Origin of the sequence: Pseudomonas sp. PWP3-1b2, from assembly GCF_049896045.1 — a bacterium.
GTDB classification, from domain to species: domain Bacteria; phylum Pseudomonadota; class Gammaproteobacteria; order Pseudomonadales; family Pseudomonadaceae; genus Aquipseudomonas; species Aquipseudomonas antarctica_B.
In genome coordinates this window covers 132,586-157,860 of the sequence record NZ_JAFCTN010000003.1, presented here as the reverse complement: position 1 = coordinate 157,860, position 25,275 = coordinate 132,586, and the positions used below count along the sequence as shown (strand labels likewise).

Sequence of the window (25,275 nt, the reverse complement as noted above, 5' to 3'; positions counted from 1 at the left end):
GCGGTGTTTCAGGAAGACCGCATTGATGCCATCGCAGGCAAGCCAGCTCCCACAGGAGACCGCGCAGGACATTGAGATCAAGTAAACCGTTCACACAGCGGTTCAACGAAACGAATTGGTAGCACAGGGAGCATCCCATGCAACATGAAACCCACACCCACGGCATCAACATGTCGGCACTGGGTCGCGACAAGCAGACCCTGAGCCTGGCCCAGGAAACCGTGGCCATCGAAGTGCCGGGCCTGAGCCTGTACTACGGTGAAAAGCAGGCGCTGTTCGACGTCAGCATGAACATCCCCAAGCAGCGCGTGACCGCCTTTATCGGCCCGTCCGGCTGCGGCAAGTCCACGCTGCTGCGTACGTTCAACCGCATGAACGACCTGGTTGACGGCTGCCGCGTAGAAGGTGCTATCAACCTCTACGGCACCAACATCTACCGCAAGGGCGAAGACGTGGCCGAGCTGCGTCGCCGCGTCGGCATGGTGTTCCAGAAGCCGAACCCATTCCCCAAGACCATCTATGAAAACGTGGTCTACGGCCTGCGCATCCAGGGCATCAACAAAAAACGCATCCTCGACGAAGCCGTTGAGTGGGCTCTGAAAGGCGCGGCGCTGTGGGACGAGGTCAAAGACCGTCTGCACGAATCCGCACTCGGCCTGTCCGGTGGTCAGCAACAACGTCTGGTGATCGCGCGCACCATCGCCGTGGAACCGGAAGTGTTACTGCTCGACGAACCGTGCTCGGCACTCGACCCGATCTCGACGCTGAAAGTCGAAGAGCTGATTTATGAGCTCAAATCCAAGTTCACCATCGTTATCGTGACCCACAACATGCAACAGGCGGCGCGGGTTTCCGACTACACCGCGTTCATGTACATGGGCAAACTGGTGGAATTCGGCGACACCGACACCCTGTTTACCAACCCGGCCAAGAAGCAGACCGAAGACTACATCACCGGTCGTTACGGCTAGCCCGCGGTGGTTCTGATTGCACTGAATGCTGCGGCTTCCCGCACCTTACCGGACGCTCCAAGGACACCCACATGATCAGCAAAGAAGGCCTTACCCATCACATCTCCGCGCAGTTCAACGCCGAGCTTGAGGAGGTGCGCAGCCACCTCCTGGCGATGGGTGGGCTGGTGGAGAAGCAAGTCAACGACGCCGTGACTGCGCTGATTGAGGCCGACTCGGGCCTGGCCCAGCAAGTGCGCGAAATTGATGACCAGATCAACCAGATGGAACGCAACATCGACGAAGAATGCCTGCGCATTCTGGCCCGTCGCCAACCGGCGGCGTCCGACCTGCGTTTGATCATCAGCATTTCCAAGTCGGTGATCGACCTTGAGCGCATCGGCGACGAAGCCACCAAGATCGCCCGCCGCGCCATCCAGCTGAGTGAGGAGGGCGAAGCGCCACGCGGTTACGTGGAGGTGCGCCACATCGGCGACCAGGTGCGCAATATGGTGCGTGATGCGCTGGACGCGTTTGCCCGCTTCGACGCCGAACTGGCATTGTCGGTGGCGCAATACGACAAGACTATCGACCGCGAATACAAGACCGCGCTGCGCGAGCTGGCCACCTACATGATGGAAGACCCGCGCTCTATCTCGCGCGTCTTGAACATTATCTGGGTGCTGCGCTCCCTGGAACGTATCGGCGACCACGCGCGCAACATCTCCGAACTGGTCATCTATCTGGTACGCGGCACCGACGTGCGGCACATGGGCCTCAAGCGCATGAAAGCCGAAGTTGAAGGCACAGCCGACCAAATCCCTAATGTTTCGGGCGAAACTGACGATAAGTAAGGTTGCCCGAGAAATTTACGCCCGGCCATTGGCCGGGCGTTTTCGTTTGTGGCCTCTGAATTATTTGCACGGCAGGCGACATAAAGTCCTTCTGTGAACCGCGAGTTTTGGCAAAATGCCATCGGTCAGGCGTTTGCGTGCCGACGTTTTTATAGGATGAAGGGTCGATGAGTAAAGTCAGTGTGTTGGTGGTGGATGACGCCTCGTTTATCCGCGACCTGGTGAAGAAGTGCCTGCGCAACTACTTCCCGGGGATCCAGATTGAAGACGCGGTGAATGGCAAAAAGGCGCAATCCGTCCTGATGCGCGAGACCTTCGACCTGGTGCTGTGCGATTGGGAAATGCCCGAGATGTCCGGCCTTGAGCTGCTGACCTGGTGCCGTGAACAACCGCACCTGAAGGCCATGCCGTTTGTGATGGTGACCAGCCGTGGCGACAAGGAAAACGTGGTGCAGGCGATCCAGGCCGGTGTTTCCGGCTATGTCAGCAAACCGTTCACCAACGAACAGCTGCTGAACAAGGTCAAGCAGGCCCTGCACAAGATCGGCCGTCTGGACGCCCTGATCGCCAGCGCGCCGACCAAAATGAACTCGGCGTTCGGCAACGATTCCCTCAGCGCCCTGACGGGCGGTAAACCCGAAGCGGTCAAGTCGGCCCCGGCACCGGTCGCGGCGGCGCCCAACAAAGGCTTGCTCAACACGCCACCCGCGCAAGCGCCGGCTTCCGCATCGCCTGCCAGCGGTCGTGGCCAGGGCCAACTGCGTCTATCCAGTGGCACTCAGCAGTGTGTGATCAAGGCGCTGAGCATCAAGGAGGCGCTGCTGGTGGTGCGTCGCACTGACGTGCTGCCTCAGGTACTCGAAAGTGCCGTACTCGACCTTGAGCAGGGCGACAACGCCGAAGTCGCCCGCCTCAACGGCTACCTGCACGCCATCGTCGCCTACGAGCCCAAGCCCGACAGCGACTGGCTGCAACTGACCTTCCGGTTTATCGACCAGGATGCGCAAAAGCTCGACTACATCTCCCGCCTGATCGCGCGCGGCACGGCGCAGAAGCACTTTGTGCCGGGAGCGTGATCGTCTATCCGCCGGGAGTCGACCGACTGTCTGATTCCCGGTGCCTGCCTTGATTTATATCTGTTTCGATATAGCCTCTATAAAGCGATGGTGCTTGCGAGCCTTTGCTATGTCTTGAAACACCTCCCCAACGCCTCTGGCTGAATCGTGGATTACGCTTTTTCTTTCCAGCAAAGGAGAGGCTAATGCCAAGGCACAGGGATGTAGTGTTTCTAGGAAGTACGCTCAAGGATCTAAAAGCTTTTCCGCTCGATGCCCGGAGGGCAGCCGGTTTTCAGTTGGATCTTTTGCAGCAGGGTGAGCAGCCTTTTGATTGCAAGCCGATGAAAACTATCGGGCGGGGAGTCAGTGAGATTCGGATCACTGAGGAGTCGGGAGCGTTTCGAGTGTTCTATGTGGTCAACCGGCCGGAAGCGGTGTATGTACTGCACGCGCTGCGCAAGACCACCCGCAAAACCGAAAGCCGGGATATTGAATTGGCTCGTGCCAGATTGCAGGAGATAGGTTAAGCCCATGACAGACTCAACAATCCACACCGAACGTTTCAGCTGCGTCTGGGATGCTCTTGAGGATACTCCTGAGCAAGCCGCCAATATGCGCCTGCGTTCAAAGCTGCTGCTGGAACTGTGCAACACCATCCGCAGTTGGGAGTTGTCGCAGAAAGCGGCTGCCGAGCGGCTTAACATCAGTCAGCCTCGGCTCAATGACGCCTTGAATGGCAAGATCGGCAAATTCTCACTGGATGCATTGGTCAATTTGTCTGCTGCAGCGCATTTGAGGGTCGATATCTGCTTCTCGCCGTTGCCGGCGTAATCGACAGCGCGCAGGAGCGAGTCGCTTGCTCCTGCGCCCTTTCTGATCAATCCAGCAACAGCACCTTGGCCAGCACGATCTTCGGGCCTTTCATCTTCTTGATGATGATCCGCAAGCCATCGACTTCCAGCACTTCTTCCTCTTCCGGCACGCGTTTGAGCGTGTCGTAGATCAGGCCAGCCAGGGTTTCGGCTTCGATGTGGTCCAGGTCGACACCCAGCAGGCGTTCCACTTTGAACAACGGCGTGTCGCCGCGCACCAGCAGTTTGCCCGGCTGGTAGGCCAGGATGCCGCGCTCGGCCTTGCGGTGTTCGTCCTGGATGTCGCCGACCAGCACTTCGAGCACGTCTTCCATGGTCAGGTAGCCGATGATCTTGCCGTCGGCTTCCTCCACCAGGGCAAAGTGTGCGCCGCCTTTGCGGAACTGCTCCAGTAGCTGCGACAACGGCATGTGCCGTGAGACGCGCTCCAGCGGGCGGGTCAGCTCGGCCAGGTTGAACGACTCGGGGAGGTGGTCCAGGGCCGCCAGCTCCAGCAGCAAATCCTTGATGTGCAGCAGGCCGACGAACTCGTTGCGCACCGCGTCATACACCGGGTAACGGCTGAATTTGTGGCGGCGGAACAGCGCAAGGATTTCCTTGAGCGGGGCGTTGAAGTCCAGGGTCACCAGGTCTTCCCGGGAGTTGGCCCAGTCGACCACTTCCAGCTCGCCCATTTCCACGGCGGACGCTAGGACGCGCATGCCTTGGTCGCTCGGGTCCTGGCCACGGCTGGAGTGCAGGATCAGCTTGAGTTCTTCACGGCTGTAATGATGTTCGTGGTGCGGGCCAGGCTCGCCTTGGCCGGCGATGCGCAGGATGGCGTTGGCGCTGGCGTTAAGCAGGTAGATCGCCGGGTACATGGCCCAGTAGAACAGGTACAGCGGCACTGCCGTCCACAGCGACAGCAGCTCGGGTTTGCGAATGGCCCAGGACTTGGGCGCCAATTCACCGACCACGATGTGCAGGTAGGAGATCACGAAGAAGGCGGCAAAGAACGACACGCCCTTGATCACTTCAGGCGATTGCACGCCGACGGCGCCGAGCAGCGGCTCGAGGATGTGCGCAAACGCTGGCTCACCGACCCAGCCCAAACCCAGGGAGGCGAGGGTGATACCCAGCTGGCAGGCCGACAGGTAGGCGTCGAGCTGACTGTGCACGGTGCGCAGGATCTGCCCGCGCCAGCCGTTGGTGTGGGCGATGGCCTCGACCCGGGTCGAGCGCAGTTTGACCATGGCGAATTCCGCCGCAACGAAGAAACCGTTGAGCAGTACCAGGATCAGTGCAAAAAGAATCATGCCGAAGTCGGCGAAGAGTGTCGCGAGGGTGATGCCAGGGGAAGGGTCCATGATGGGGTTTTGCAGGTTCCGTGTGTTCAATAAGGGGTGACAGAAGGGCCTGAAAGGCAGGCGCAAGTCGGCCAATGTAGCGGCTGACGGGGCGCTTGCCTAGTGCCTGCTGCCGGGCGGGGCCTGGAAAGCATTCTTCCAAACAACACGAATCCAATGTGGGAGCTGGCTTGCCTGCGATAGCGGACTGTCAGTTGACCTATTTTCAGCTGACTCACCGCCATCGCAGGCAAGCCAGCTCCCACACTTAACTCAGCGCTGTGTTCAGGTTACTCATCATTCCCCAGCTCCTGCGAACGGGTCACCTGCGCCGGCTGGAAATGGCAGGTAAAGGTGCTGCCATGCCCCAACACACTGCTGATTTCCAGGCGGGCACGATGGCGCAGCAACACGTGTTTGACGATGGCCAAACCCAGCCCGGTGCCGCCGGTGTTGGAGTTGCGGCTGGAATCAACGCGGTAGAAGCGCTCGGTCAGGCGTGGCAAGTGCTTGGCGTCGATGCCGATACCGGAGTCTTGCACGCTCAGGTGCGCACCGTGTTCGTCGGCCCACCAGCGGATGCGGATATTGCCCTTGTCCTGGGTGTACTTCACGGCGTTGAACACCAGGTTGGAGAATGCGCTGCGCAATTCGCCTTCGCTGCCCTTGAGCAGGATCGACGGGTCGGCGTCCAGGCTGATGTGCTGCCCGCGTTCGCCGGAGAGCGCCAGGGCGTCGTTCTTGATGGTCTGCAACAAGCTTTGCACCGCCACCGGCTGGTTGTCCGACGGATAGTCCGTAGCTTCCAGCTTGGCCAGCAGCAGCAGGTCGTTGAGCAAGGTCTGCATGCGTGAGCCTTGCTGCTGCATCTGTTGCAGGGCACGGCTCCAGCGCGGGTTGATCTCGTCGACGTTGTCCAGCAGCGTCTCCAGGTAGCCGCAGATCACCGTCAGCGGCGTGCGCAGTTCGTGAGATACGTTAGCGACGAAGTCTTTGCGCATCTGTTCCAGCTGGTGAATGCGTGTGACATCGCGCACCAGCATCAAATGTTCGTTGTTGCCGTAGCGCGTCAGGTAGAGCTGGATACGCACGCGGTCATTGGTGGGCGAAGGGATTTCCAGGGCTTCTTCGTAGTTCTCCTGTTCGAAGTACTCCTTGAAGCGCGGGTGGCGCACCAGGTTGGTCACCGGCTGGCCGCTGTCCTGAGGCGTCTTCAGGCCCAGCAGGGTCTCGGCGGCGCGGTTCCACCATTCCAGGTTGCCGTCGCTGTCGAGCATGATCACCGCGTCTTTGAGCGCGGCGGTGGATTCCTGCACCCGGTCGATCACCGCTTGCAGGCGCCCGCGTACGCGCTGGTCGCGACGTTGCAGGTGGTAGATGCTGTCAAACACCTCGCCCCACAAACCATAGCCGTCGGGCGGTGCTTCGTCGGGTTTTTGCTGGCGCAGCCATTCATGCAGACGCAGCAGTTGTTTGAGCGTCCAGCCCAGGTACAGGCCGATGCCCACGGCCAACGCCCAGCCATATTGGCCAGTGACCAGGCCCACCACCAGGCAGCCGGTGATCAACAGAAGCATGTGGCGGATCAGGGTGCCATGCCAGTTTTGATTCACTTGAACACGCGTCCTTGTCAGCAGTTAAGTCAGGCAGCGACCGGTTCAGCCCTTGGTCGAAAATCGGTAGCCGGTGCCGCGCACGGTTTGTACCAGATTCTCGTAGGCATCGCCCAAGGCTTTACGCAGGCGGCGGATATGCACGTCCACGGTGCGCTCTTCCACGTACACGTTGCCGCCCCAGACCTGGTCGAGCAATTGGCCACGGGTGTAGGCACGTTCCTGGTGAGTCATGAAGAATTGCAGCAGGCGGTATTCGGTGGGGCCCATTTCAGCCGGCGTGCCGTCGATGGTCACGCGATGGCTGATCGGGTCAAGGATCAGGCCGCCCACTTCAATTGGTGCTTCGCCGTCGGTGGGGCCGGCGCGGCGCAGAACAGCTTTCAGACGGGCGACCAGTTCCCGAGGGGAAAACGGCTTGGTGATGTAGTCATCGGCGCCGACCTCAAGCCCCTGGATTTTGTTGTCCTCTTCGCCCTTGGCGGTGAGCATGATGATCGGGATATCCCCGGTCAGCTCGTCACGCTTGAGGCGGCGCGCCAACTCGATGCCGGAGGTGCCAGGCAGCATCCAGTCAAGCAGGATCAGGTCCGGCTTGCGGTCAACGATAATGGCATGGGCCTGCTGGGAGTTCTCCGCCTCCAGGCAGTCATAGCCGGCCATTTCCAACGCAACGGCGATCATCTCGCGAATGGGCGCTTCGTCGTCAACGATCAGAATGCTCCTGCCAACCATGCCTAAATCCTCTTGTCATTTAACTGTCTTGCGCCGCATTAGATAACGGAATTATTGCAGTCGTGTGACAGTAATTTAGTCGCTCGGGCAATTAACGGCACTCTGGACTACCCTTTGGGTCCGAATCCTGACAACCAAAAAAGGAAGGTTCCGATGACTTACCGCACTATTTCCTGGAAAGCCCTGCTGGTCACGGCCGCGTTGACACTGCCAACCCTGGCGTTCGCCGCAGAGCCGGCAATGACCAAAGACGGTATGTTGGTAGATCACAAGGGCCTGACCCTCTACACCTTCGATAAGGACGCCGACGGCAAATCAGTGTGCAAAGACCAGTGCGCGACCAACTGGCCGCCGCTGAAGGCTGAGTCTACCGACAAGCCTGCGGGCAAGTGGACGGTGATCACCCGTGATGACCAGACCAGTCAGTGGGCTTACAACGGCAAGCCGGTGTACACCTACAAGGACGACAAGAAGGCCGGTGACAAGACCGGTGATGGCAAGGGCGGGGCGTGGCACATCATCAAGCCCTGAGGTGATTCCTGCGATGAGCGGGTCTGCTGTGGCGAGCAGGCCCGTTGTGGCAAGCAGACCTGCTGTGGCAAACGGGCTTGTTGTGGCGAGCGGGCTTGCCCCGCGTTGGGCTGCGAAGCGGCCCTGAGGCCAGGCAACCCGGTTAATCTGAAACAGCGCGGTGGTCCTGAGAGGGGCCGCTTCGCGCCCCAACGCGGGGCAAGCCCGCTCGCCACAACAAGCCCGCTCGCCACAACAGGCCGACTAGCCAAAACAGGCCCTATTGCCACGAGAGCCTGGCTCAGCGAAACCCGTAATCCGCCACAATCCCCACAAAAATCGCCAGCCCTGCCCAGTGGTTGTGCAAAAACGCCTTGAAGCACTTCATCCGGTCCTTGTCCCGGGTGTACCAGAACTCCCAGGCAAAACACCCAGCCGCGGCCAGCAACCCCAAGTGAAACCAACCGCCCAGCTCAAACCGCAGGCCCGCCAGCCACAGGCAGACCAGCGACAAACCCTGCAGGCTCAAAATAATGATGCGGTCGGCATCGCCAAACAAAATCGCCGTAGATTTCACCCCGATCCGCAGGTCGTCATCACGGTCGGTCATCGCGTAATAGGTGTCATAACCCACTGTCCACAGCAGGTTGGCGATGTAGAGCAGCCAAGCTGCGGCAGGCAGATGCCCGGTTTCGGCGGTGAACGCCATCGGCATGCCCCACGAAAACGCCGCACCCAATACCACCTGCGGGTAATAGGTGTAGCGCTTCATGAACGGATAGCTCGCCGCCAGCGCCAAACCGCCCAGGGATAGCAGAATGGTCGTGGCATTGGTCAACAGCACCAGCAGGAAACTGATGCCCATCAGCAGCGCAAAAAACACCAGCGCCTCTTTCGAACTGATCTTGCCGCTGACCAGCGGGCGCTGCTCGGTGCGCTTCACGTGGCCGTCGACCTTGCGGTCGGCCCAGTCATTGATCACGCAGCCGCCAGCCCGGGTCAGCACCACGCCCAGCACGAAAATCACGATATTGATAAACGACGGTGAGCCCTTGCCGGCAATCCACAGCGCCCACAGCGTCGGCCACAGCAGCAGGTAAATGCCGATTGGCTTGTCCATGCGGGTCAACTGAATGAAATCCCAGGCCCGTGGGTTCAGGCGATTCAGGGATTTGAGCAAGCGTTGATACATCAGCGGTTCTCCGGATGGTCGTGCAACGCGTGCCAGAAGCTCGGCAGGAAAATTTCCGCCACGAGCACGCTCAACGCCCCGCGATCAAAGCGCGAGCGGCGCGCCCACAGTCCATCGACCTGATCTGCCGTGGGCAGCCATTGCCGAGGGTAATGGCACACCTCGATCGCCTGGCGGGTGAACGCCCGGTCGCAGAACAGCAATTCACCCAGGGAGCGGCTGCCCAACGCATCCATGTGCAAGCCGTCGCCCTGCAAGGCACTGCGCGATGCCACGCTGCGGGCAAACACCCACGGCTGACCATGCCCGCGCAAATACACCTCACGCACCCAACCGACCGTGGCCGGCGCCAGGTTCAGGGCGGCGCATTCATCATCACGCAGCGGCTGCCAGCCTTCGAACAACGGCGTCACGCTGAAACCGTCGTCTGACAGCCACGTCAGCCGCCGCGTCAGCGAACCTTCATCGAACAGCCAGTTGAAAGTCAAGGGCGCAGGCAGGGGGCTCAGAAGGCTCTGGGTCAGCCATTGGCAAGCATCGGTAGGGGCGATTGAGTGCGGCACGGTGAGTCAGTATCGGCAGCAAAAGAGGCGGCGAGCTTACCATGCTGCCCTGGAGTTTTGCCGAGCCGAACCGGCCCCATGCGTCGATCACGCTTGCATCTGGCGGCCCCGATCAGTACAAAACGCGCTGAGCCGCGCGGCAACGTGGGTCTATCGACCGCCGGCCAAGATGCCTGGACCCTGAGGAAGCAAGAAATGAAGAAGTGGCAATGTGTAGTCTGCGGCCTGATCTATGACGAAAAAGACGGCTGGCCGGATGACGGAATCGCGCCGGGCACCCTGTGGCAGGACGTCCCGGAAGACTGGCTGTGCCCGGATTGCGGCGTGGGCAAAATGGATTTCGAAATGATCGAAATCGGCTGATCTGACTTTAAGAAATGGTTTACAAGGAGAAAGGAATGAACGCACCTGTCGTGATCATCGGCACAGGATTGGCCGGCTACAACGTGGCCCGAGAGTTTCGCAAGCTCGACAGCGAGACCCCGTTGCTGCTGATCACCGCGGACGACGGGCGCTCCTACTCCAAGCCCATGCTCTCCACCGGCTTTGGCAAGAACAAGGAAGCCGATGGCCTGAGCATGGCTGAACCGGGTGCCATGGCCGAGCAGCTCAAGGCCGAAGTGCGCACCCACACGCGCATCAGCGGCATCGACCCGGGCCACAAACGCCTGTGGATCGGCGAGGAAGCGGTGGCTTACCGCGACCTTGTTCTGGCGTGGGGCGCCGAAACCGTGCGCGTGCCGGTTGAAGGCGACGCGGCGGAGCTGGTTTTTCCGATCAATGACCTTGAAGACTACGCCCGCTTTCGCGCTGCTGCTGCCGGCAAACGCCGCGTGCTGTTGCTCGGCGCTGGCCTGATCGGCTGTGAATTTGCCAACGACCTTATCCTTGGCGGCTATGAAATTGACGTGGTGGCGCCGTGCGAGCAAGTCATGCCGACCCTGCTGCACCCGGCGGCCGCCGCTGCCGTGCAAACCGGGCTGGAAGGCCTGGGCGCGCGTTTCCACCTCGGCCCGGTGCTCAACCGCCTGCAGCGCACGGCTGAAGGCCTTGAAGCGCACTTGTCGGACGGTGAAGTGATCCACTGCGACCTGGTGGTCTCGGCCATCGGCCTGCGCCCGCGCGTCGACCTCGCCGCTGCCGCCGGCCTGCAAATCAACCGTGGGATCATGGTGGACCGCCACCTCAAAACCTCCCACGCCAACATCTACGCCCTGGGCGACTGCGCCGAGGTCGACGGCCTGAACCTGCTGTACGTGATGCCGCTGATGAGCTGCGCACGCGCCCTGGCCCAAACCCTCGCCGGCAATGCCACCGCCGTCAGCTACGGGCCGATGCCGATCACCGTCAAAACGCCGATCTGCCCGCTGGTGGTTTCGCCACCGCCACGCGGCACCGAAGGCGTTTGGACCGTTGAAGGGCAGGGCGCTGACATCAAGGCCTTATGCCGCGACGCCAGCGGCCGACTGCTGGGGTATGCACTGACTGGCAGCGCCGTGATGGAAAAAATGGCCCTGAACAAAGAGCTTCCGCCGCTGCTGGCGTAAATACCGGTCGTTCTGTCGGAATCAGCGCCTTCCTACCCTCAGAAAGGTCGCCGCGAGGCTGGCGGAGCGTGCGAGGGCATGCCATCCTCACTCGCGTCTGCCGCAGAGTAGAGCCTGCGGCGCCTTGGGCGCTGCTCCGTTAGAGAGCAGCACGGACATAACAACAAAAAACCGTCAAAGAGGCTTCACTTATGCGTAAACCAGAACTCGCAGCCGCCATCGCTGAAAAAGCGGACCTCACCAAAGAACAGGCCAATCGCGTACTCAACGCCGTTCTCGAAGAAATCACCGGCGCCCTGCACCGCAAGGACAGCGTCACCCTGGTTGGCTTCGGCACCTTCCTGCAACGCCATCGCGGCGCCCGCACCGGCAAAAACCCGCAAACCGGTGAGCCGGTGAAGATCAAGGCGAGCAACACCGTTGCGTTCAAGCCGGGCAAGTCGCTCAAAGACAGCGTCAACCCGTAATAGCGATACCGTCTCGAAGGGAGGCGGGGCGGTAAAAGAAATGGGCACGCCGACTGGGTCGGGTGCCCATTTTTATTGGAAGGTGTAATTACAGCGTTAAACGCATTTTTACGCCTCAGCTTTATCCTCTAACCAACTCATCATGCTCGTCTGCCGGTTCTTTCGCCACGAGCTCTTCGTAATCCTTAGGTTCTGAATTTAAATCACTTGGAATCCATTCGCCGTTCAGCTTCTTGTAGCTCCCGGCTCTGTACGGAAATGAGCTGATGATGGCTGTAATTTCTTTTTGCAGATTTTTTTCTTCGTACCAAACACTGCCGCATTCACCACATCCCCAGAAGGGCGGGGATTGCTCATCAGTCAGATCAACCCAGCCAGCGCATTGGCTAATCGGACAACGGTAATTGGCAGCCCGCAGTGCTGTTACTAAGGGTTGCTCAGCTTTCACATATTGGGTTGAAGAGCCGCAGGAAGGGCACTCGATCATGATAAAGCGCTGGCCCTTTGCAACGAGTGGCGCAATGAATTGTTTCTGCTTCGCGTCCAGCTCAAATGTTTCTTTGCAGAGCTGGCAGCGGGCGTTATTAATTGAGTCCATACGGATTTTCCCCTTCAGGATACCAATGCAGGGCCTTGCTATTTGCTTTGTGGTAGGACTTGTCCATGAGTTCAAGGTTACTTTGGCGATTATTGCCGCCCCTGAATATTGGCTTTTTATGATGCACGTCAAATCCCTCTGGAACTTGGCCTTTTTTCATTCTATCTACCCCGGCCGGACCATATTTCAGAAGTGATTTGGGGTCTTTGGCCAATTTCTTCATGTATTTCTCTTTGGCGCCGCCTTTCTTATCGAAGTTGGCGCGAATTTTTTTGATCTCACTCTTCGTTCTCTTGTGATAACAGGTCTTCAGGCCCCATGGATCGATCCATGTTAAGGGGTTAGGCGAGTACTGGTAGAGGTTGAAACCGCCATCCAACCCAATCGGATCCGGCGTCGTAAACCGCCCCACATCCGGATCATAAAACCTGAACGTATTGAAATGCAGCCCCGTCTCCCGGTCCAGATACTGTCCCTGAAACCGCAAATTCTGCTCTTCAATGTAGTAAGGCTCACGCACCTCCTCCAGCGTGTTGCCCCACACCCGATAAGTTGCCTGCCAGACGTTGTGTCCATCGGCCTCGGTCAGCTGTTCTGGCAGCCCATTCAGATCGTTGTGGTAGTAACGAATTTTTTGCAGCGGGCCGCTGCCGTCGACACGGGCCAGAGGCTCGTAGCCGCTGTCGTCTTCATAAACATAAAGGCTGGTCTGGCTGTGTTTATGTTCTTGCAACAACCGCAGTCCGTCCCAGGTGAATCGAGCTTTTCCCAGCGGATAACCATCGTTGCCGCGCTCAGTTTTCTCGATGCGTCGACCCAGCGGGTCATAGGTCATCCTGACCACGCTGCCGTTTTCATTACGCACTTCGATCAGTCGACTTTCGGCATCGTAGGCAAAACGTTGCAACCCACGCTTGGCGCTGCGCTTTTCAATCATCCGTCCAAACGCATCGTAGCGATAACGCTTGTCCTGATAGGTCACCAGCTTGTTATGTACCACCAACCCGGCACCCGCCTGCGGGCCATCCAGCAGGTTGGCAGCGGCGTCGTAGGCGAAGGTTTCACGCTGGCCGTGCAGGCTGTCCTGGCTGGCGATGATGCGGCCGGTGGCGTCGTAATGCAGCAGTTGGCGGTGTTGCGCTGCGGGTTGCTGGTCGAGTTTGCCGATCAGGTTGTCGGCGGGGTCGTATTCGAACTGTTTTTGCGCCGCTGCGGGCATCAGCGAGGGCTGACTGTTAAGTCGGCGCTGGCGTGAGCGCAGACGGCCGCTGCGGTCGTATTCGCTGCGGGTGCTGAGCTGGCCTTGAGTGCGCAGCACTTCGCGGTGCAGGCGGTCGCGTTCGAAGTCGCTGATGACCTGGCCGTCGAGGTTGATCTGGTGCAGGTGGCCGCTGCCGTAGTACAGACGGTTGAGCCAGCGGCCGTCCGGCAGTTGGGTCTGGATCAGGTTGCCGAGTTCGTCGTAGTGGTGCTGCAGGTTGCCGGTGGCGCTTTGTTCAACGAGCAACTGGCCGAGGGCGTCGTAGGCGAAGCCCAGGGCCTGCGCATTGCCTTGCAGGTCGGTAAAGGTGACGGCGGTGAGTTGGTCCACCGCGTCGTAGCTGTACTCGGTTCGACCATCGTCGGTGGTTTTTGCAACCAGTCGGCCAACGGCATCGCGCTCCAGCCGATGAACGATGGGCGCGGGTGGCGTCTCGGGCACCACCGCCAAACCTTTGCCATAAGGCGCCGCAAGCGCAGTCACCGCCGTGATGTTGTCGAGCAAGTCGTAGTCGTAGCGCTTGGCACTGCCGTCGAGGTCTTGCTGCTCGATCAGCCGATCCCCGGCGTCCCATGCGAACCGATAGCTTTCACCGTTCTCGTTGATCAGCGCTTGCAGTCGCCCGTAGCTGTCGTAGCCAAACTGCACCTGCCGACCGTGGGCATCGGTGCGCTGGCGTACCTGGCCTCGCCGGTTGTGTTGGTAGAGCGTGGTGTGCCCGGCGGGGTCGGTGTAGCCCACCAACTGCCCGCTGGCGTCGCGCTGATACTGCTCGGTGCGCCCATCCGGTAATTGGCTGCTGAGCAAGCGGCCCTGGGCGTCGTAGCTGAATTGCGTGCGTTCACCCAGCGCATCGGTAATGGTCTGCAGATAACCGCGCTCGTCGTAGCTGAAACGCGTCGGGTAGCCCGAGCAATCGATATGCTCGACCAACTGCCCAAACGGGTTCCAGCGCAGTTGTTTGCTTTTGCCAGTGGCATCGATGATTTCTACTGGCTGGCCGTGGGCGTCATAGCGATAGCGGGTGATATAGCCCAGCGGATCGGTCTCGGCGATGCAATTACCGCGTGGGTCGTAGCGGTACTGCCAACTGTTGTCGGCAGCGTCGGTTTCCACCAGCGGCAATGCCCAATGTTCCAGCCACAAGGTCGAATCACTGCGGCCCAGCGGGTCGGTTTCGCCGATCAGGTTGCCGGCCTCGTCGTAGCTGTATTCAAAGCGCCCGCCCAGCGGGTCGATGGCGCTGAGCAACTGGCGCTCGTCGTTCCATTCGAACAGCCAGGTGTGGTCAAGGTTGTCGCTGTACCGAATGATCTGGTGTTGGGTGTTCCAATGCCGGGTACTAACGCGTTGCAAGCCGTCTGCAATACGGGTGATACCGGCCTGCAAGTCATAGTCGAACTGGTAAGCGTCGCCCTCATCGGTCCAGTGCCGGACCACGCGCCATTCCAAACCTTCAACCAAAGACCATTCGTAGAAGCAACAAAGCCCGGTCGGCAGTTGATGCTCCACCATCCTGTGACCGCTGTCGTAGGCAAAACGACGCTGAACCTGGCCCGTCGCATCGCGCACTTCAGCCAGGTTGCCCTGTGCGTCGAAGCCATAGCTGACCAGCACCTCTCGGTGCTGATCAGGGTACAGACGTTCGATGCGCGCCAACTGACCCTGATCACGGACCAACTCAACCTGCACCAAGTCGAATGTGTCGCGTAGCCGCACCATGTGCCCGGCTTCGTCATAATCGATATAGATGCGGTTGTCGTTTCGGTCGCCCAATTGAGTAAGGCGCAGCAGCGACGGGTTGGCGGAGGGTTCAAGCAAGCGATACAGGCCGTCATCGCTCTCAATCAGCAACTGCCCATTGAGGTGCCGCCGCACGGCGAGCCCTTCACCGGCGCTGAATACCGCGCCGCCCAAGGGAATCGAGCCCATGTCGATAGGGCGCCCTTGCTCGTCGGTGTAGACCAGCGTATCGCCGCCGTCGGGATGGGGCCGGACTTCGACGCAGACCTCATACGGCACGCTCCAGCCCGCGCCAAACAGACTGCCGGTGCGTTCGTCACGGCTGTTATAGAAACGTTGCCAGTCAATCGGCAAGATGCCGGGGAGCACGAAATCCAGCTCATCGATATCGCCCAAAACCTTTGCGCCCGTCGCTGCATGCACCGGATTCGACGAGCCCATGGCAGCATTCGCCATCGCCCCCATCGCACTGCTGACGGCCATCGAAGTGGCGCCGCCGATGAGCATGCACGGCAACTTGCTGAAGAACTTGCCCTTGCCGCCCTTGAGCATCAACAACGCCGTCACTGCCAGCCCGACGCCCGGCGTCTTGCCGCTGCGAATCTCGCGCACCACCACCGAGCCGCCGCCGATGGTCACGTTGGACGAAATCAAGCCGGACGACACCACGGTCGCATCACAGGTGCTGCGATCACCACTGCGCACCGCCGGCTGGCCGTTGATGGTGACCTTGTCCGAGCCCTCGGCCAGAAACTGCGGCGGCATCGGCGGGTGCTTCATGCACACCACTAGGTCCAGTGGTTTGGGCACGGCGCCGGGCGCCGGTGTCGCGACGGTCGGACGCCACATCTGCGAGAAGAAACTCTCGGCCATGTCCAAATAGCTGGCTTCGGGCGCCGGTGCAGGCTCTTCCAGCTCGGTACCGGCCGGCGCGACGTGGGAACTGATCGCCCCGGCGGCGCGGGCGGCGGGGATGTTGTTGGTGAGGGTGTCGGTGGAGCCCGTGAGAATGTTCGCCTGTACCGTGGGCGGAAAAAGGGCGTTGCTGAAGGCATCGCATAACTTCGTCAGTCCCTTGTCCGCCCCGGTCTTGCTCATGGCCAGGCCGACAATCGTGCCCACCACTGCGCCCAGCAGGAAACAGCCCAGCCCGCCGGTTGCGACGGTAATCCCGGTAGCGGCGACGACAGCGGCGGTCGCCACGGCCGTGATCGCGATATTGGCTGCCACTTCCAGCACACCGCCGAGGATGTCCGCCATCATCGAGGTGTGGGAGAGCGCATCGCCCATGCGGGCGGCCCATAAAGCGTCAGACATGCAGGCGGCTCATCAGGAAATGGCGTCGAACGACAGCGAGTTTTTGATCAAGGCCCAGTGCGCAGCCTCGGCATCCCCGAGTTTTTCCGCCTTCACGTAACTCAGCGCTAGCATCTTGCGCGTACCCGGTATCACCAGGGCCATCTGATACTGGAACACCTTGTCATTGCCCTTGTTGAACTGGCTGCGCAGTTCAATGCCTTCCACTTCCTGAGCCGCGCCTAAACGCACGCTCACGCTCGGTTGGCAGCGCAAATCCTGCACCTGTTTTTCCAGGCGCTGGAGCTGATCGTTGAAGTTGCTGTGCAAGGTTTCGCCCTCCGCGAGCAGGCTGCGGCTGACGATCAAGGAAGTACCCAATTCAGGAAACTTGAGGATATTGATCGTCGCGTCCTGCAACTCACTGGCGGGCAGTTGAAACTGGAATTCATTGATTCGGTACGTCATGGCAAACAGGTCTCGTCAGGAGCTTTTAGGCGCGGGGAACGCGGCGTTGATATTCGCATCGATACTGGCTTTCACGCCTTGGCCATCGGGTGTCGCACCGGGGCCGCCGCCGTTGTTCAGGTGCAACACGCCGCCGGTGTTGAACTCGGCATCTCCACTGGCATAGAAGCTGATTTGCACGCCGGTGAGGTTGATCTGCCCGCTGGCATTCAACTCCAGGATGCTTTCACCGCAGACCAGGCGCAGGTTCTCACCCACTTCGATGACGTAGCTCTGGCTGATGCTGTCGGTCTTCCTCTGGCCCACCGAGAGGATGTCTTCCTGTTTAACGATGCGCAGGCGGTTATTACCGATGGTCACCGTCTCGTTGTGCCCAATGCTCTTGTTACGGTCATGCCCGACGGAGTGGCTTTCATCCACCTCCACCACAATGTCCTGATTGCGCTCAGCGTGGATATACAACTGCTCCAGCCCCTTCTTGTCCTCCATGCGGATTTCATTGAAGTTGGCCGGCGTACCGCCCTTGCTTGATCGGCTTTTCATGCCGCTCTGGGTAGCGTTTTCCGGCAGGTCGTAGGGCACGGTCTGCTCGGCGTTGTACACGCGCCCGGTGATGATCGGCCGGTCGGGGTCGCCTTCCAGAAAGCTCACAATCACTTCCTGGCCGATGCGTGGAATCTGCATCGAGCCCCAGTTTTTCCCGGCCCAGGCTTGCGACACGCGAATCCAGCACGAGCTGTTTTCGTTGGATTGATCGTGACGGTCCCAATGAAAGTGCACCTTCACGCGGCCGTATTGGTCGGTCCAGATTTCCTCGCCTTTGGGGCCGACCACCAGCGCGGTTTGCGGGCCTTTGACAATGGGTCGATGGGTGTTGGCCAAGGGGCGGAAACTTTGCTGGGCATCGATGCAGGTGAGGCTGCTTTCGAACTGCGCCGAACCCGAGCCGCCGCCGCTTTCCAGGCTTTCCTGGACGATGTAGTAGCGGGTGCCGACGATCAGGTATTCGCGGTTCTGGTCCTGGCGGCTGAAACCGGTGAGGCTGAACAAATGCCCGGAGCCCAAGCCGCGTGCATTGCCGCTGAACTCGATCTGCTCATGCAGGGTTTGCAGGGCTTCGATGCGCGTGCGCGCGTAGTGTTCGCCGTCGGCACTTTGCACGTAGGTGCCGGGGTAGTCGTACAGCGGGTAGTCGCCCGCGGTGTGCGGGCGCGGCATCGCCGAGCGCACATCGATGCTGGCGCTGGGGCGCTGGAAGTCGTAGTCGTTGAGCTCCAGCGAGCCCGGCTGCACTTCCTGCGCCAGGTGCCAGTTATGCATGTGGTCGCGTTCGCGTTGTTGCTCGTCCTTGGGGTAATACGGGACCGACGCGTAGCCCGGCACCGTGGTGTGCGCGCCGTAGGCGTCGGCCAGCACCAACACATGGCGGTCCTGCTCGTGACGGAAGAAGTAGTAAATGCCTTCCTGCTCCATCAAGCGGCTGACGAATTCGAAGCTGGTCTCGCGGTACTGCACGCAGTATTCCCACTCGCGATACGGCCGGCTCAGGGCGTCTTCGAAATCGGAGAAACCGAGGTCACGAAACACCTGCTTGATGATCTGCGGGATGCTGAGGTTCTGGAAAATCCGGCAGTCGGAGGTGCGGCTCAGCAGCCATAACCACGGGCGCAACGTAACCTGGTAACTGGCGAACTGGCCCTGATCAATGTTCTGGCTACAGCGTGCGACGAGGCCGTGGAAATACCGTTCACCGCCGTCCGCCAACTGCACGGCCACGCTCATCGGTTTGCCGAGCAATTGATTGAGGTCAATGTTGGCGTCGAGCGAGGTCAGTTGCAGCTCATAGTTGAACGGCCTACCCAGCTCTTCGCCGCCGCCCATTTCATTGAGCAACAGCACATCCGGCCCGAGGGGGCTGGTGATTTTGGCCAGGCGTGAGGCTTGGTTGAATAGCATCGGTTAACCCGTAAATTGCGTAATAACTGTAGGAACCGGCTCCAAATGTGGGAGCGGGCTTGTGTGGGAGCCGGGCTTGCCCGCGATGCAGGCACCTCGGTGTGTCAGTCACACTGAGGTGATGCTATCGCAGGCAAGCCAGCTCCCACACAAGCCGGCTTCCACACTGACCGCATTCCAACAATAGTTATTCGGCGTCGCTGAAGTCGTAGTGCAATTCATTATCCCGACTGCTGATCCGCACCCCCGCCAGCGCCTTGCCTTCAAGCATGCGCGTGAGGAATTCACGGCTCATGTCCGGCAGCAGGCTGTTGGTGAGGATGGTGTCGATCATGCGCCCGCCACTTTCGGTTTCGGTGCAGCGCGAGACAATCAGATCGACCACCGCGTCGTCGTAGTCGAACTCCACTTTGTGCGTAGTCTCCACGCGCTTCTTGATGCGGCCCAGTTGCAGGCGAGTGATCGCCTTGAGCATCTCATCGCTCAGCGGGTAGTACGGAATGGTCACCAGGCGCCCCAGCAAGGCTGGCGGGAAAATCTCCAGCAGCGGCTGGCGCAGGGCCTTGGCAATTTCTTCCGGCTCGGGCACGTTCGCCGGGTCTTTGCACACGCGCGAAATCAGCTCGGTGCCGGCGTTGGTGGTCAGCAGGATCAGGGTATTTTTGAAGTCGATCACCCGGCCTTCGCCGTCTTCCATCACGCCCTTGTCGAACACCTGGAAGAAGATTTCATGCACGTCCGGGTGGGCTTTTTCCACCTCGTCCAGCAGCACCACGCTGTAGGGTTTGCGCCGCACCGCTTCGGTCAGTACGCCACCTTCGCCGTAGCCGATATAGCCCGGTGGCGCGCCCTTGAGTGTGGACACCGTGTGGGCTTCCTGGAACTCGCTCATGTTGATCGTGATGACGTTCTGCTCGCCGCCGTACATGGCTTCGGCCAGGGCCAGGGCGGTTTCGGTCTTGCCCACGCCGGAGGTGCCGGCCAGCATGAACACGCCAATTGGCTTGCTCGGGTTGTCAAGGCCAGCGCGAGAAGTCTGGATGCGCTTGGCGATCATCTGCAAGGCGTGGTCCTGGCCGATGATGCGTTTTTTCAGGTGCTGATCGAGGTTGAGCACCGTCTCCAGCTCGTTGCGCGCCATGCGGCCCACCGGAATGCCGGTCCAGTCGGCGACCACCGAGGCCACCGCCTGGTAGTCCACGGTCGGCAGGATCAGCGGGGTTTCGCCTTGCAGGGTGGTGAGGCGCTGTTGCAGGTCGACCAACTGGGCACGCAACTCATCGTTGCCGCTGTCCACCACGCCGGCTTTTTCACGCAAGGTGGCACGGGTGGCAAGCAGTTCATCCACCAGTGTTTTTTCTTCGGCCCACCGGCTTTCCAGGGTAGCCAGGCGCTCGCGCTCGGCACTCAGCAAGGCTTCGCTGTTGGTTTGGCGCGCACCAATCGCAATGCCGATGGCATGCTCGCGGGCAATAATTTGCAGCTCGGTTTCCAGGGCTTCGATGCGACGGCGGCTGTCGTCCACTTCGGCGGGCACGGCGTGCAGGCTGATGGCGACGCGGGCGCACGCGGTGTCGAGCAGGCTCACGGATTTGTCCGGCAGCTGACGCGCCGGGATGTAACGGTGCGACAGCTTCACCGAGGCTTCGAGGGCTTCGTCGAGGATCTGCACCTGATGGTGTTTTTCCATGGTAGAGGCCACGCCGCGCATCATCAGCAGCGCCTTGTCTTCGGACGGCTCGGCCACCTGTACCACCTGGAAACGACGGGTCAGGGCCGGGTCTTTCTCGATGTGCTTTTTGTACTCGGCCCAGGTGGTCGCGGCCACGGTGCGCAAAGTGCCGCGCGCCAGCGCAGGTTTGAGCAAGTTGGCGGCATCGCCAGTCCCGGCGGCGCCACCGGCACCTACCAACGTGTGGGCTTCGTCGATAAACAAAATGATCGGCTTGGGCGAGGCCTGGACGTCTTCGATCACCTGGCGCAGGCGCTGTTCGAACTCGCCTTTCATGCTCGCGCCGGCTTGCAGCAGGCCCACGTCGAGGCTGCGCAGTTCCACGTCTTTCAGCGCGGGCGGCACGTCGCCAGCAACGATGCGCAGGGCGAAACCTTCGACCACAGCGGTTTTACCCACGCCCGCTTCGCCGGTAAGGATCGGGTTGTTCTGGCGACGGCGCATGAGGATGTCCACCAGTTGGCGGATTTCTTCATCGCGGCCAACAATCGTGTCGAGCTTGCCGCTGCGTGCCTGTTCGGTGAGGTCCACGGTGAAGCGCTTGAGGGCTTCCTGCTTGCCCATCGCACTCGGCGCCATAGCGCCGCTGGCTTCACCCGGCACGGCGCCGGCATTAAAACCGTCGCTGGCGCTGAGCGCATTTTCCGGCGAATCGCCGACGTACTCGTCAAACCGTTCGCTCAAGGCTTCGGCCTTGATTTTGTCGAATTCCGACGACAGATTCAGCAGCGCGTGGCGCAGGCTTGGCGTCTTCAAAATACCCAGCACCAGGTAGCCGGTGCGCACCTGGCTTTCGCCGAACATCAGGCTGCCATACACCCAACCGCGTTCCACGGCTTCTTCCACATGGGACGACAGGTCAGTAATCGACGTCGAGCCGCGCGGCAGGCGGTCCAGCGCTTCGGTCAGGTCGCGGGCCAGGCGCGCCGGTTCCACGTTGAACTGACGGATGATGCGGTGCAGGTCCGAATCCTGCAGTTGCAGCAACTGGTGAAACCAGTGGGCCAGTTCCACGTATGGGTTGCCCCGCAGTTTGCAGAACACGGTGGCGGCTTCGATGGCTTTGTAGGCCACGCTGTTGAGTTTGCCGAACAGTGCGGCGCGACTGATTTCACCCATGCTCTGGATTCCTTGAGGTGGTGGCGTGGTCGGCGTAATGCCGGGCCAGGATTAGGTCGTTGGCGTCTCGCTCGGGCTTGCCGAGCCAGGTGTTGAAGCCCAGGCGGAAGCTGCCGTTGAGTTGCAGCGCCGGTACTTCGGGTTGTTGCAGAATCAGGTTCAGGTCCCAGTCCAGTTCATGGCCCAGGTACTCGGCTACCCACGCCACCAGCTCATTGAACGGCTGATGGCCGGGGAGCATGCCCATGTAGTCATCCAGCTTGAGCGGGCCCAGGCGGATGCGGAATTTATGCTGGCGGTCCCACACATGGCTGCCCAGGCAAAAGTCCACGCCCAGCTGGTTCGCGCTGACACTCACGCGGCTGCGCTCGGGCAGTTCCAGCCATTGGCCGACGTATTCCTCGATCTCCACCGGCAGGCCGAAGTACTCGCCGAGAATTGCTTTTAAACCGTCCGGGTAGCGGGTTTGCGCCGACAGGTGGCCGCTGTAATGCAGCTTTGCCGTGTCGGGAATCAGCCCCTGATTAAGCAAGCTCGGCATGCCCCGGCCACTCAGCGCGGCGAGGCGGGCGGACCAGTAATCATCGTCTGGTCGGTCGTGGCTGACCGTCGGCCGCGCTTCGGCCCACGCCCGGTAAAACAGGCTCAGCAGGCGGTGGTGGAACACGTCGAGGAACTGCTTGCTGGTGCTGTCGGCGTTGTTGCGCTGACGCTCGCGCACGTACTCGGTGATGTGCAGCGGCAGCGGGCCGTTGGGGCCGCCGAGGCCGAAGAAAAACTGCTCCAGGCGCGCGGGTTTGCCGTCACTGCCAGGGTCGACCGACGCCAGTGTGGCCGGGGCGAATGTGCAATCGGCCTGTTGGCCGAGGCGCAGCGGGTCGTCTGCCAGGCGCAAGGAATGGCCCAGTCGCGGCAGCGCTGGCGATTCGCACTCGATACGCCGCAGCGCCTGGAAGAAATCGTATTCCCAGGGCTCCTGGTGCATCGCATCCAGGGTACTCACAGGGTCGGACGACGTCCGGGCTTGGCTTTCCATCGCATGATCTCGCCGCGTTCGGTGGTACGGATCACCGTCTCGGTAAAACTGTTGATCGACACGTAGCGTGCCAGGAAGCGCTCCAGCACCGCACCGAGCAGGAACACGCCGGTGCCGCGAAACGCGTTTTCATCAAATTCCAGGGTGATTTCCAGGCCACGGCCAAACACAATCGGGCCGGGCATCGGCAGGCGCCGCGTCACCGCTTTGCTGCTGACGTCACGCAGGCCTTCTATTTGCAATTGCAGGGCGGCGTCGTTGGTGTCGCCGTAAAGGCGCAGCAGTTCCCGCAAGGCGGCGCCCTGGCCTTGCTCGCTCAGCGACAGGTAGTTGAGCGACAACTGGCTGATCAGGCGCCACGCCTTGGCGTCGTGGGCATGGCTGGCGCGGGGGCGGCTCGGGCCGGCGACGCAGCGCACAGACAACACCGGGGCGCTGTCGGCCAGGGTGAAATCAGTCTTGCCGTTGCCCACGCTCATGAACAGCGGCAAATCACGGTTGGTGCACAGCGCGGTGACGCCAAGTTGGCGCAAGTCATGGCCGTACGGCGCCTGCCGACTGTCCACCAGGCTGACGAAGGTTTCGCTGCCCACATAGGTGGAGCGCGGGCCGTTACGGCGCTGGTCGCTGGACAGCACGCGGGGTTCGCGGCGCACGGTGTAATACGCCTGATCGCGGCCATAGCGCGACGGGTCGCGCACGGCATAGAACGGCACGAAAGGCTGCTCCGGCCCGGTGCCGTGGCCGGTGATGCCGCTCAGCGAGTGGATCTCGAAATCCATCGGTCGGGTGCGGTCGGCGATCACGTGGTGTTCGTTGACCCGATCGGACAGGTGAATACGGTCCACCCGCTTGGGGAACAGGTTGATCGCCGGCGTGCAGAACGGCATGAACTGCGCGGCGCCGACGCTGCCTTCCAGGCTTGGCTCGTGACGGTCGAACAGCACGATCAACTCCAGCTCCTGGCCGTCGCAGCGCTTGACCGCTCGGCTCAGTTCGGCGAACTCCACGAACAAAAAGCGATGGGGCAGGGCGAAGTATTCCTGCAACAAGCGATAGCCCTGGAAGGCGCGGGCCACCACCGGCATGGCGGCGTCGACATCGTCAAAACCGCGCGAGCGCAGCGCGTCTGGCGGCAGGCGCTCAACCCAGTCGCCACCTGGCTTGCGTGCAAACACCGCGCAGGCGTTGCCGAGCAGTTGTTCGTAAAGGCGAAACGGTTGTTCATCGGCGCCGCTGAGGTACAGCGGCAGGCTGTCCAGATCGAGGCTGCTGAACGGCAATTCGGCGCCGGTGCGCAAGGTCAGGCGCAGGCCGGCCTTGGCTTTGGGTTCACTGGCGGCAAGACGGCCCAGCACGGCGGCGGGGTTGCCGAAGTACTCGGCATTGCTGACCTGCAACGGCCACAACGTCACCGGGTGCGCGGTGCGGTACTCGCAGCAGGTCTGGGTTTCGCGGCCCAGGGCGGCGCGCAACACGGTGTCGCGGGGCAGGGGGAAACCGCTGGCCAGCGAGCCTTCATCCGGGTCGGTTTGCAACTGCACCACGGTCATCGACGGCGTCGGCGCGAGGTAGTGCGGGTAGGCGATTTCCAGCAGGTTATGGGTGAAGGTCGGGTACTCGGCGTCGAGCTTGAGTTGCACGCGGGCCGTCAGGTAAGCAAAACCTTCGAGCAAACGTTCGACGTAGGGGTCGGCGCAGTCCATTCCGGACAGGGTCAGCCGACTGGCGATCTTCGGGTATTCCTTGGCGAACTCGGCGGCGCTTTCGCGCACGTGGTGCAGTTCCTGGTTATACAGCTCCAGCAGGCGCGGGTTCATGGGCGTCTCCGCTGGTCGGCGCTGACCACGCGCACATGGCCGGATTCCAGATCAAGGTCGGTTTGCAGCAGCAGGCGCAACGGTACCGGCTGCGCCCACAGGTCGCCTTCGATCTCAAAACTCAGGGCGTTGTGGTTCATTTCACCATGGCCGACGCGGGCTTTGACGCGCAGTGTGTGGCGCAGAATACGCGGCTCGAAGGTGGCGATTGCCTGGTAGATCAGGGCTTCCAGCGCCTTGATATCCACGCTGGAGATGCTGTTGCCCGCCAGCGCCGGCAGGCCGTAATTGACCACCGAGGTACCAGCCGGGGTATGCAGCGTGGCATCGGCATCCAGTAACGACGTGGTGTTGAGCAACCACGCCAGTTCGCGCAGCACCGAGGCTTTTAATTGGGTCAGGGACAGCACGCGTTTATCGGCGCTTTCCTTGGGGTTGGTTGGGTCGTCATCGGTCAACCGGTCCAGGAGGGACGGTTGCAGACGGTCGCGGGAAGCGATTTCAGTTACCACCAAAGCAGCTCCACGGACGGGTTGCGAGAAGAACAAAGTGCCTGTGGC

The 25,275-nt window shown here is 60.9% G+C and carries 22 protein-coding genes; 9 read left to right on the top strand and 13 right to left on the bottom strand.

The window, feature by feature from the left end; all coding sequences use genetic code 11:
* The first annotated feature begins 137 nt into the window (after nucleotides 1-137).
* From pstB to ACP7A2_RS03150, 5 genes are all read left to right on the top strand, one after another.
* On the top strand, nucleotides 138-971 hold the full coding sequence (pstB, locus tag ACP7A2_RS03170; protein ID WP_426133039.1) for a phosphate ABC transporter ATP-binding protein PstB: 834 nt from the start codon (nucleotides 138-140) through the stop codon (nucleotides 969-971).
* 71 nt (nucleotides 972-1,042) lie between these two features.
* Complete coding sequence (phoU, locus tag ACP7A2_RS03165; protein ID WP_426133038.1) at nucleotides 1,043-1,804, top strand: phosphate signaling complex protein PhoU; 762 nt, start codon at nucleotides 1,043-1,045, stop codon at nucleotides 1,802-1,804.
* 167 nt (nucleotides 1,805-1,971) lie between these two features.
* On the top strand, nucleotides 1,972-2,880 hold the full coding sequence (locus tag ACP7A2_RS03160) for a response regulator (protein ID WP_426133037.1): 909 nt from the start codon (nucleotides 1,972-1,974) through the stop codon (nucleotides 2,878-2,880).
* A 185-nt stretch (nucleotides 2,881-3,065) separates the two neighbouring features.
* Nucleotides 3,066-3,389, top strand: a complete 324-nt coding sequence (locus ACP7A2_RS03155) for a type II toxin-antitoxin system RelE/ParE family toxin (RefSeq protein ID WP_426133036.1) — start codon at nucleotides 3,066-3,068, stop codon at nucleotides 3,387-3,389.
* Nucleotides 3,390-3,393: 4 nt separating this feature from the next.
* Nucleotides 3,394-3,693 (top strand): helix-turn-helix domain-containing protein, encoded by a 300-nt coding sequence (locus ACP7A2_RS03150; RefSeq protein ID WP_426133035.1) that lies wholly within the window; start codon nucleotides 3,394-3,396, stop codon nucleotides 3,691-3,693.
* 46 nt (nucleotides 3,694-3,739) lie between these two features.
* On the opposite strand, the gene ACP7A2_RS03145 is transcribed toward ACP7A2_RS03150, so the two are convergent.
* The 3 genes from ACP7A2_RS03145 to phoB form a co-directional block, all read right to left on the bottom strand.
* A complete protein-coding gene (locus ACP7A2_RS03145; protein WP_426133034.1) occupies nucleotides 3,740-5,080 on the bottom strand; it encodes a hemolysin family protein in 1,341 nt (446 codons plus the stop codon).
* 269 nt (nucleotides 5,081-5,349) lie between these two features.
* The gene (phoR, locus tag ACP7A2_RS03140) at nucleotides 5,350-6,636 is read right to left on the bottom strand and encodes a phosphate regulon sensor histidine kinase PhoR (protein ID WP_426133099.1); all 1,287 of its coding nucleotides are present in this window, start codon (nucleotides 6,634-6,636) and stop codon (nucleotides 5,350-5,352) included.
* A gap of 81 nt (nucleotides 6,637-6,717) precedes the next feature.
* Nucleotides 6,718-7,407, bottom strand: coding sequence for a phosphate regulon transcriptional regulator PhoB (gene phoB / locus ACP7A2_RS03135; RefSeq protein ID WP_003231714.1), 690 nt, complete (start codon nucleotides 7,405-7,407; stop codon nucleotides 6,718-6,720).
* A 153-nt stretch (nucleotides 7,408-7,560) separates the two neighbouring features.
* Here phoB and ACP7A2_RS03130 point away from each other — a divergent pair, with 153 nt between their 5' ends.
* Nucleotides 7,561-7,938 carry a COG4315 family predicted lipoprotein gene (locus ACP7A2_RS03130; RefSeq protein ID WP_426133033.1) on the top strand — a complete coding sequence of 126 codons (378 nt, stop codon included), beginning with the start codon at nucleotides 7,561-7,563 and terminating at the stop codon, nucleotides 7,936-7,938.
* 280 nt (nucleotides 7,939-8,218) lie between these two features.
* Here ACP7A2_RS03130 and ubiA read toward each other — a convergent pair whose 3' ends face one another.
* Together ubiA and ACP7A2_RS03120 are read right to left on the bottom strand one after the other, a co-directional pair.
* Nucleotides 8,219-9,109: a 4-hydroxybenzoate octaprenyltransferase gene (ubiA, locus tag ACP7A2_RS03125; protein WP_348055408.1), complete on the bottom strand. Its 891-nt coding sequence runs from the start codon at nucleotides 9,107-9,109 to the stop codon at nucleotides 8,219-8,221.
* On the bottom strand, nucleotides 9,109-9,672 hold the full coding sequence (locus tag ACP7A2_RS03120) for a chorismate--pyruvate lyase family protein (protein ID WP_426133032.1): 564 nt from the start codon (nucleotides 9,670-9,672) through the stop codon (nucleotides 9,109-9,111). The genes ubiA and ACP7A2_RS03120 overlap by 1 nt, the downstream gene beginning before the upstream one ends.
* 195 nt (nucleotides 9,673-9,867) lie before the next feature.
* Here ACP7A2_RS03120 and ACP7A2_RS03115 point away from each other — a divergent pair, with 195 nt between their 5' ends.
* The 3 genes from ACP7A2_RS03115 to ACP7A2_RS03105 all read left to right on the top strand — a co-directional run bounded on the left by ACP7A2_RS03115 (nucleotide 9,868) and on the right by ACP7A2_RS03105 (nucleotide 11,686).
* Nucleotides 9,868-10,035, top strand: coding sequence for a rubredoxin (locus ACP7A2_RS03115; RefSeq protein WP_003213373.1), 168 nt, complete (start codon nucleotides 9,868-9,870; stop codon nucleotides 10,033-10,035).
* Nucleotides 10,036-10,070: 35 nt separating this feature from the next.
* Nucleotides 10,071-11,219, top strand: a complete 1,149-nt coding sequence (locus ACP7A2_RS03110; protein WP_426133031.1) for an NAD(P)/FAD-dependent oxidoreductase — start codon at nucleotides 10,071-10,073, stop codon at nucleotides 11,217-11,219.
* A 191-nt stretch (nucleotides 11,220-11,410) separates the two neighbouring features.
* Nucleotides 11,411-11,686, top strand: a complete 276-nt coding sequence (locus ACP7A2_RS03105; RefSeq protein ID WP_003213368.1) for an HU family DNA-binding protein — start codon at nucleotides 11,411-11,413, stop codon at nucleotides 11,684-11,686.
* Nucleotides 11,687-11,807: 121 nt separating this feature from the next.
* On the opposite strand, the gene ACP7A2_RS03100 is transcribed toward ACP7A2_RS03105, so the two are convergent.
* From ACP7A2_RS03100 to tssE, 8 genes are all read right to left on the bottom strand, one after another.
* Nucleotides 11,808-12,284, bottom strand: coding sequence for a hypothetical protein (locus tag ACP7A2_RS03100; RefSeq protein WP_375065619.1), 477 nt, complete (start codon nucleotides 12,282-12,284; stop codon nucleotides 11,808-11,810).
* A complete protein-coding gene (locus tag ACP7A2_RS03095) occupies nucleotides 12,271-16,605 on the bottom strand; it encodes an RHS repeat-associated core domain-containing protein (protein WP_426133030.1) in 4,335 nt (1,444 codons plus the stop codon). Before ACP7A2_RS03095 ends, ACP7A2_RS03100 begins: the two co-directional genes overlap by 14 nt.
* A gap of 12 nt (nucleotides 16,606-16,617) precedes the next feature.
* Nucleotides 16,618-17,052 carry a DcrB-related protein gene (locus tag ACP7A2_RS03090; RefSeq protein ID WP_348055419.1) on the bottom strand — a complete coding sequence of 145 codons (435 nt, stop codon included), beginning with the start codon at nucleotides 17,050-17,052 and terminating at the stop codon, nucleotides 16,618-16,620.
* 15 nt (nucleotides 17,053-17,067) lie between these two features.
* On the bottom strand, nucleotides 17,068-19,008 hold the full coding sequence (locus ACP7A2_RS03085) for a type VI secretion system Vgr family protein (RefSeq protein WP_426133029.1): 1,941 nt from the start codon (nucleotides 19,006-19,008) through the stop codon (nucleotides 17,068-17,070).
* Between the two features lie 187 nt (nucleotides 19,009-19,195).
* Complete coding sequence (gene tssH, locus ACP7A2_RS03080) at nucleotides 19,196-21,859, bottom strand: type VI secretion system ATPase TssH (protein WP_426133028.1); 2,664 nt, start codon at nucleotides 21,857-21,859, stop codon at nucleotides 19,196-19,198.
* A complete protein-coding gene (gene tssG, locus ACP7A2_RS03075; RefSeq protein WP_426133027.1) occupies nucleotides 21,852-22,895 on the bottom strand; it encodes a type VI secretion system baseplate subunit TssG in 1,044 nt (347 codons plus the stop codon). The genes tssH and tssG overlap by 8 nt, the downstream gene beginning before the upstream one ends.
* Entirely contained in the window at nucleotides 22,859-24,715 is a 1,857-nt protein-coding gene (tssF, locus tag ACP7A2_RS03070) for a type VI secretion system baseplate subunit TssF (protein WP_426133026.1), read from the bottom strand. Before tssF ends, tssG begins: the two co-directional genes overlap by 37 nt.
* The gene (gene tssE / locus ACP7A2_RS03065) at nucleotides 24,712-25,227 is read right to left on the bottom strand and encodes a type VI secretion system baseplate subunit TssE (protein ID WP_426133025.1); all 516 of its coding nucleotides are present in this window, start codon (nucleotides 25,225-25,227) and stop codon (nucleotides 24,712-24,714) included. Before tssE ends, tssF begins: the two co-directional genes overlap by 4 nt.
* Nucleotides 25,228-25,275: the final 48 nt, after the last annotated feature.

What these genes read in the sequence shown, in the direction of transcription:
- tssH (WP_426133028.1), bottom strand. Translation starts at nt 21,859, where the DNA reads ATGGGTGAAATCAGTCGCGCCGCACTGTTCGGCAAACTCAACAGCGTG.
- ACP7A2_RS03095 (WP_426133030.1), bottom strand. Translation starts at nt 16,605, where the DNA reads ATGTCTGACGCTTTATGGGCCGCCCGCATGGGCGATGCGCTCTCCCAC.
- phoB (WP_003231714.1), bottom strand. Translation starts at nt 7,407, where the DNA reads ATGGTTGGCAGGAGCATTCTGATCGTTGACGACGAAGCGCCCATTCGC.
- ACP7A2_RS03115 (WP_003213373.1), top strand. Translation starts at nt 9,868, where the DNA reads ATGAAGAAGTGGCAATGTGTAGTCTGCGGCCTGATCTATGACGAAAAA.
- ACP7A2_RS03155 (WP_426133036.1), top strand. Translation starts at nt 3,066, where the DNA reads ATGCCAAGGCACAGGGATGTAGTGTTTCTAGGAAGTACGCTCAAGGAT.
- ACP7A2_RS03160 (WP_426133037.1), top strand. Translation starts at nt 1,972, where the DNA reads ATGAGTAAAGTCAGTGTGTTGGTGGTGGATGACGCCTCGTTTATCCGC.
- ubiA (WP_348055408.1), bottom strand. Translation starts at nt 9,109, where the DNA reads ATGTATCAACGCTTGCTCAAATCCCTGAATCGCCTGAACCCACGGGCC.
- pstB (WP_426133039.1), top strand. Translation starts at nt 138, where the DNA reads ATGCAACATGAAACCCACACCCACGGCATCAACATGTCGGCACTGGGT.
- ACP7A2_RS03085 (WP_426133029.1), bottom strand. Translation starts at nt 19,008, where the DNA reads ATGCTATTCAACCAAGCCTCACGCCTGGCCAAAATCACCAGCCCCCTC.
- tssG (WP_426133027.1), bottom strand. Translation starts at nt 22,895, where the DNA reads ATGGAAAGCCAAGCCCGGACGTCGTCCGACCCTGTGAGTACCCTGGAT.
- phoU (WP_426133038.1), top strand. Translation starts at nt 1,043, where the DNA reads ATGATCAGCAAAGAAGGCCTTACCCATCACATCTCCGCGCAGTTCAAC.
- phoR (WP_426133099.1), bottom strand. Translation starts at nt 6,636, where the DNA reads ATGCTTCTGTTGATCACCGGCTGCCTGGTGGTGGGCCTGGTCACTGGC.
- ACP7A2_RS03110 (WP_426133031.1), top strand. Translation starts at nt 10,071, where the DNA reads ATGAACGCACCTGTCGTGATCATCGGCACAGGATTGGCCGGCTACAAC.
- ACP7A2_RS03105 (WP_003213368.1), top strand. Translation starts at nt 11,411, where the DNA reads ATGCGTAAACCAGAACTCGCAGCCGCCATCGCTGAAAAAGCGGACCTC.
- tssF (WP_426133026.1), bottom strand. Translation starts at nt 24,715, where the DNA reads ATGAACCCGCGCCTGCTGGAGCTGTATAACCAGGAACTGCACCACGTG.
- ACP7A2_RS03090 (WP_348055419.1), bottom strand. Translation starts at nt 17,052, where the DNA reads ATGACGTACCGAATCAATGAATTCCAGTTTCAACTGCCCGCCAGTGAG.
- ACP7A2_RS03150 (WP_426133035.1), top strand. Translation starts at nt 3,394, where the DNA reads ATGACAGACTCAACAATCCACACCGAACGTTTCAGCTGCGTCTGGGAT.
- ACP7A2_RS03100 (WP_375065619.1), bottom strand. Translation starts at nt 12,284, where the DNA reads ATGGACTCAATTAATAACGCCCGCTGCCAGCTCTGCAAAGAAACATTT.
- ACP7A2_RS03130 (WP_426133033.1), top strand. Translation starts at nt 7,561, where the DNA reads ATGACTTACCGCACTATTTCCTGGAAAGCCCTGCTGGTCACGGCCGCG.
- ACP7A2_RS03145 (WP_426133034.1), bottom strand. Translation starts at nt 5,080, where the DNA reads ATGGACCCTTCCCCTGGCATCACCCTCGCGACACTCTTCGCCGACTTC.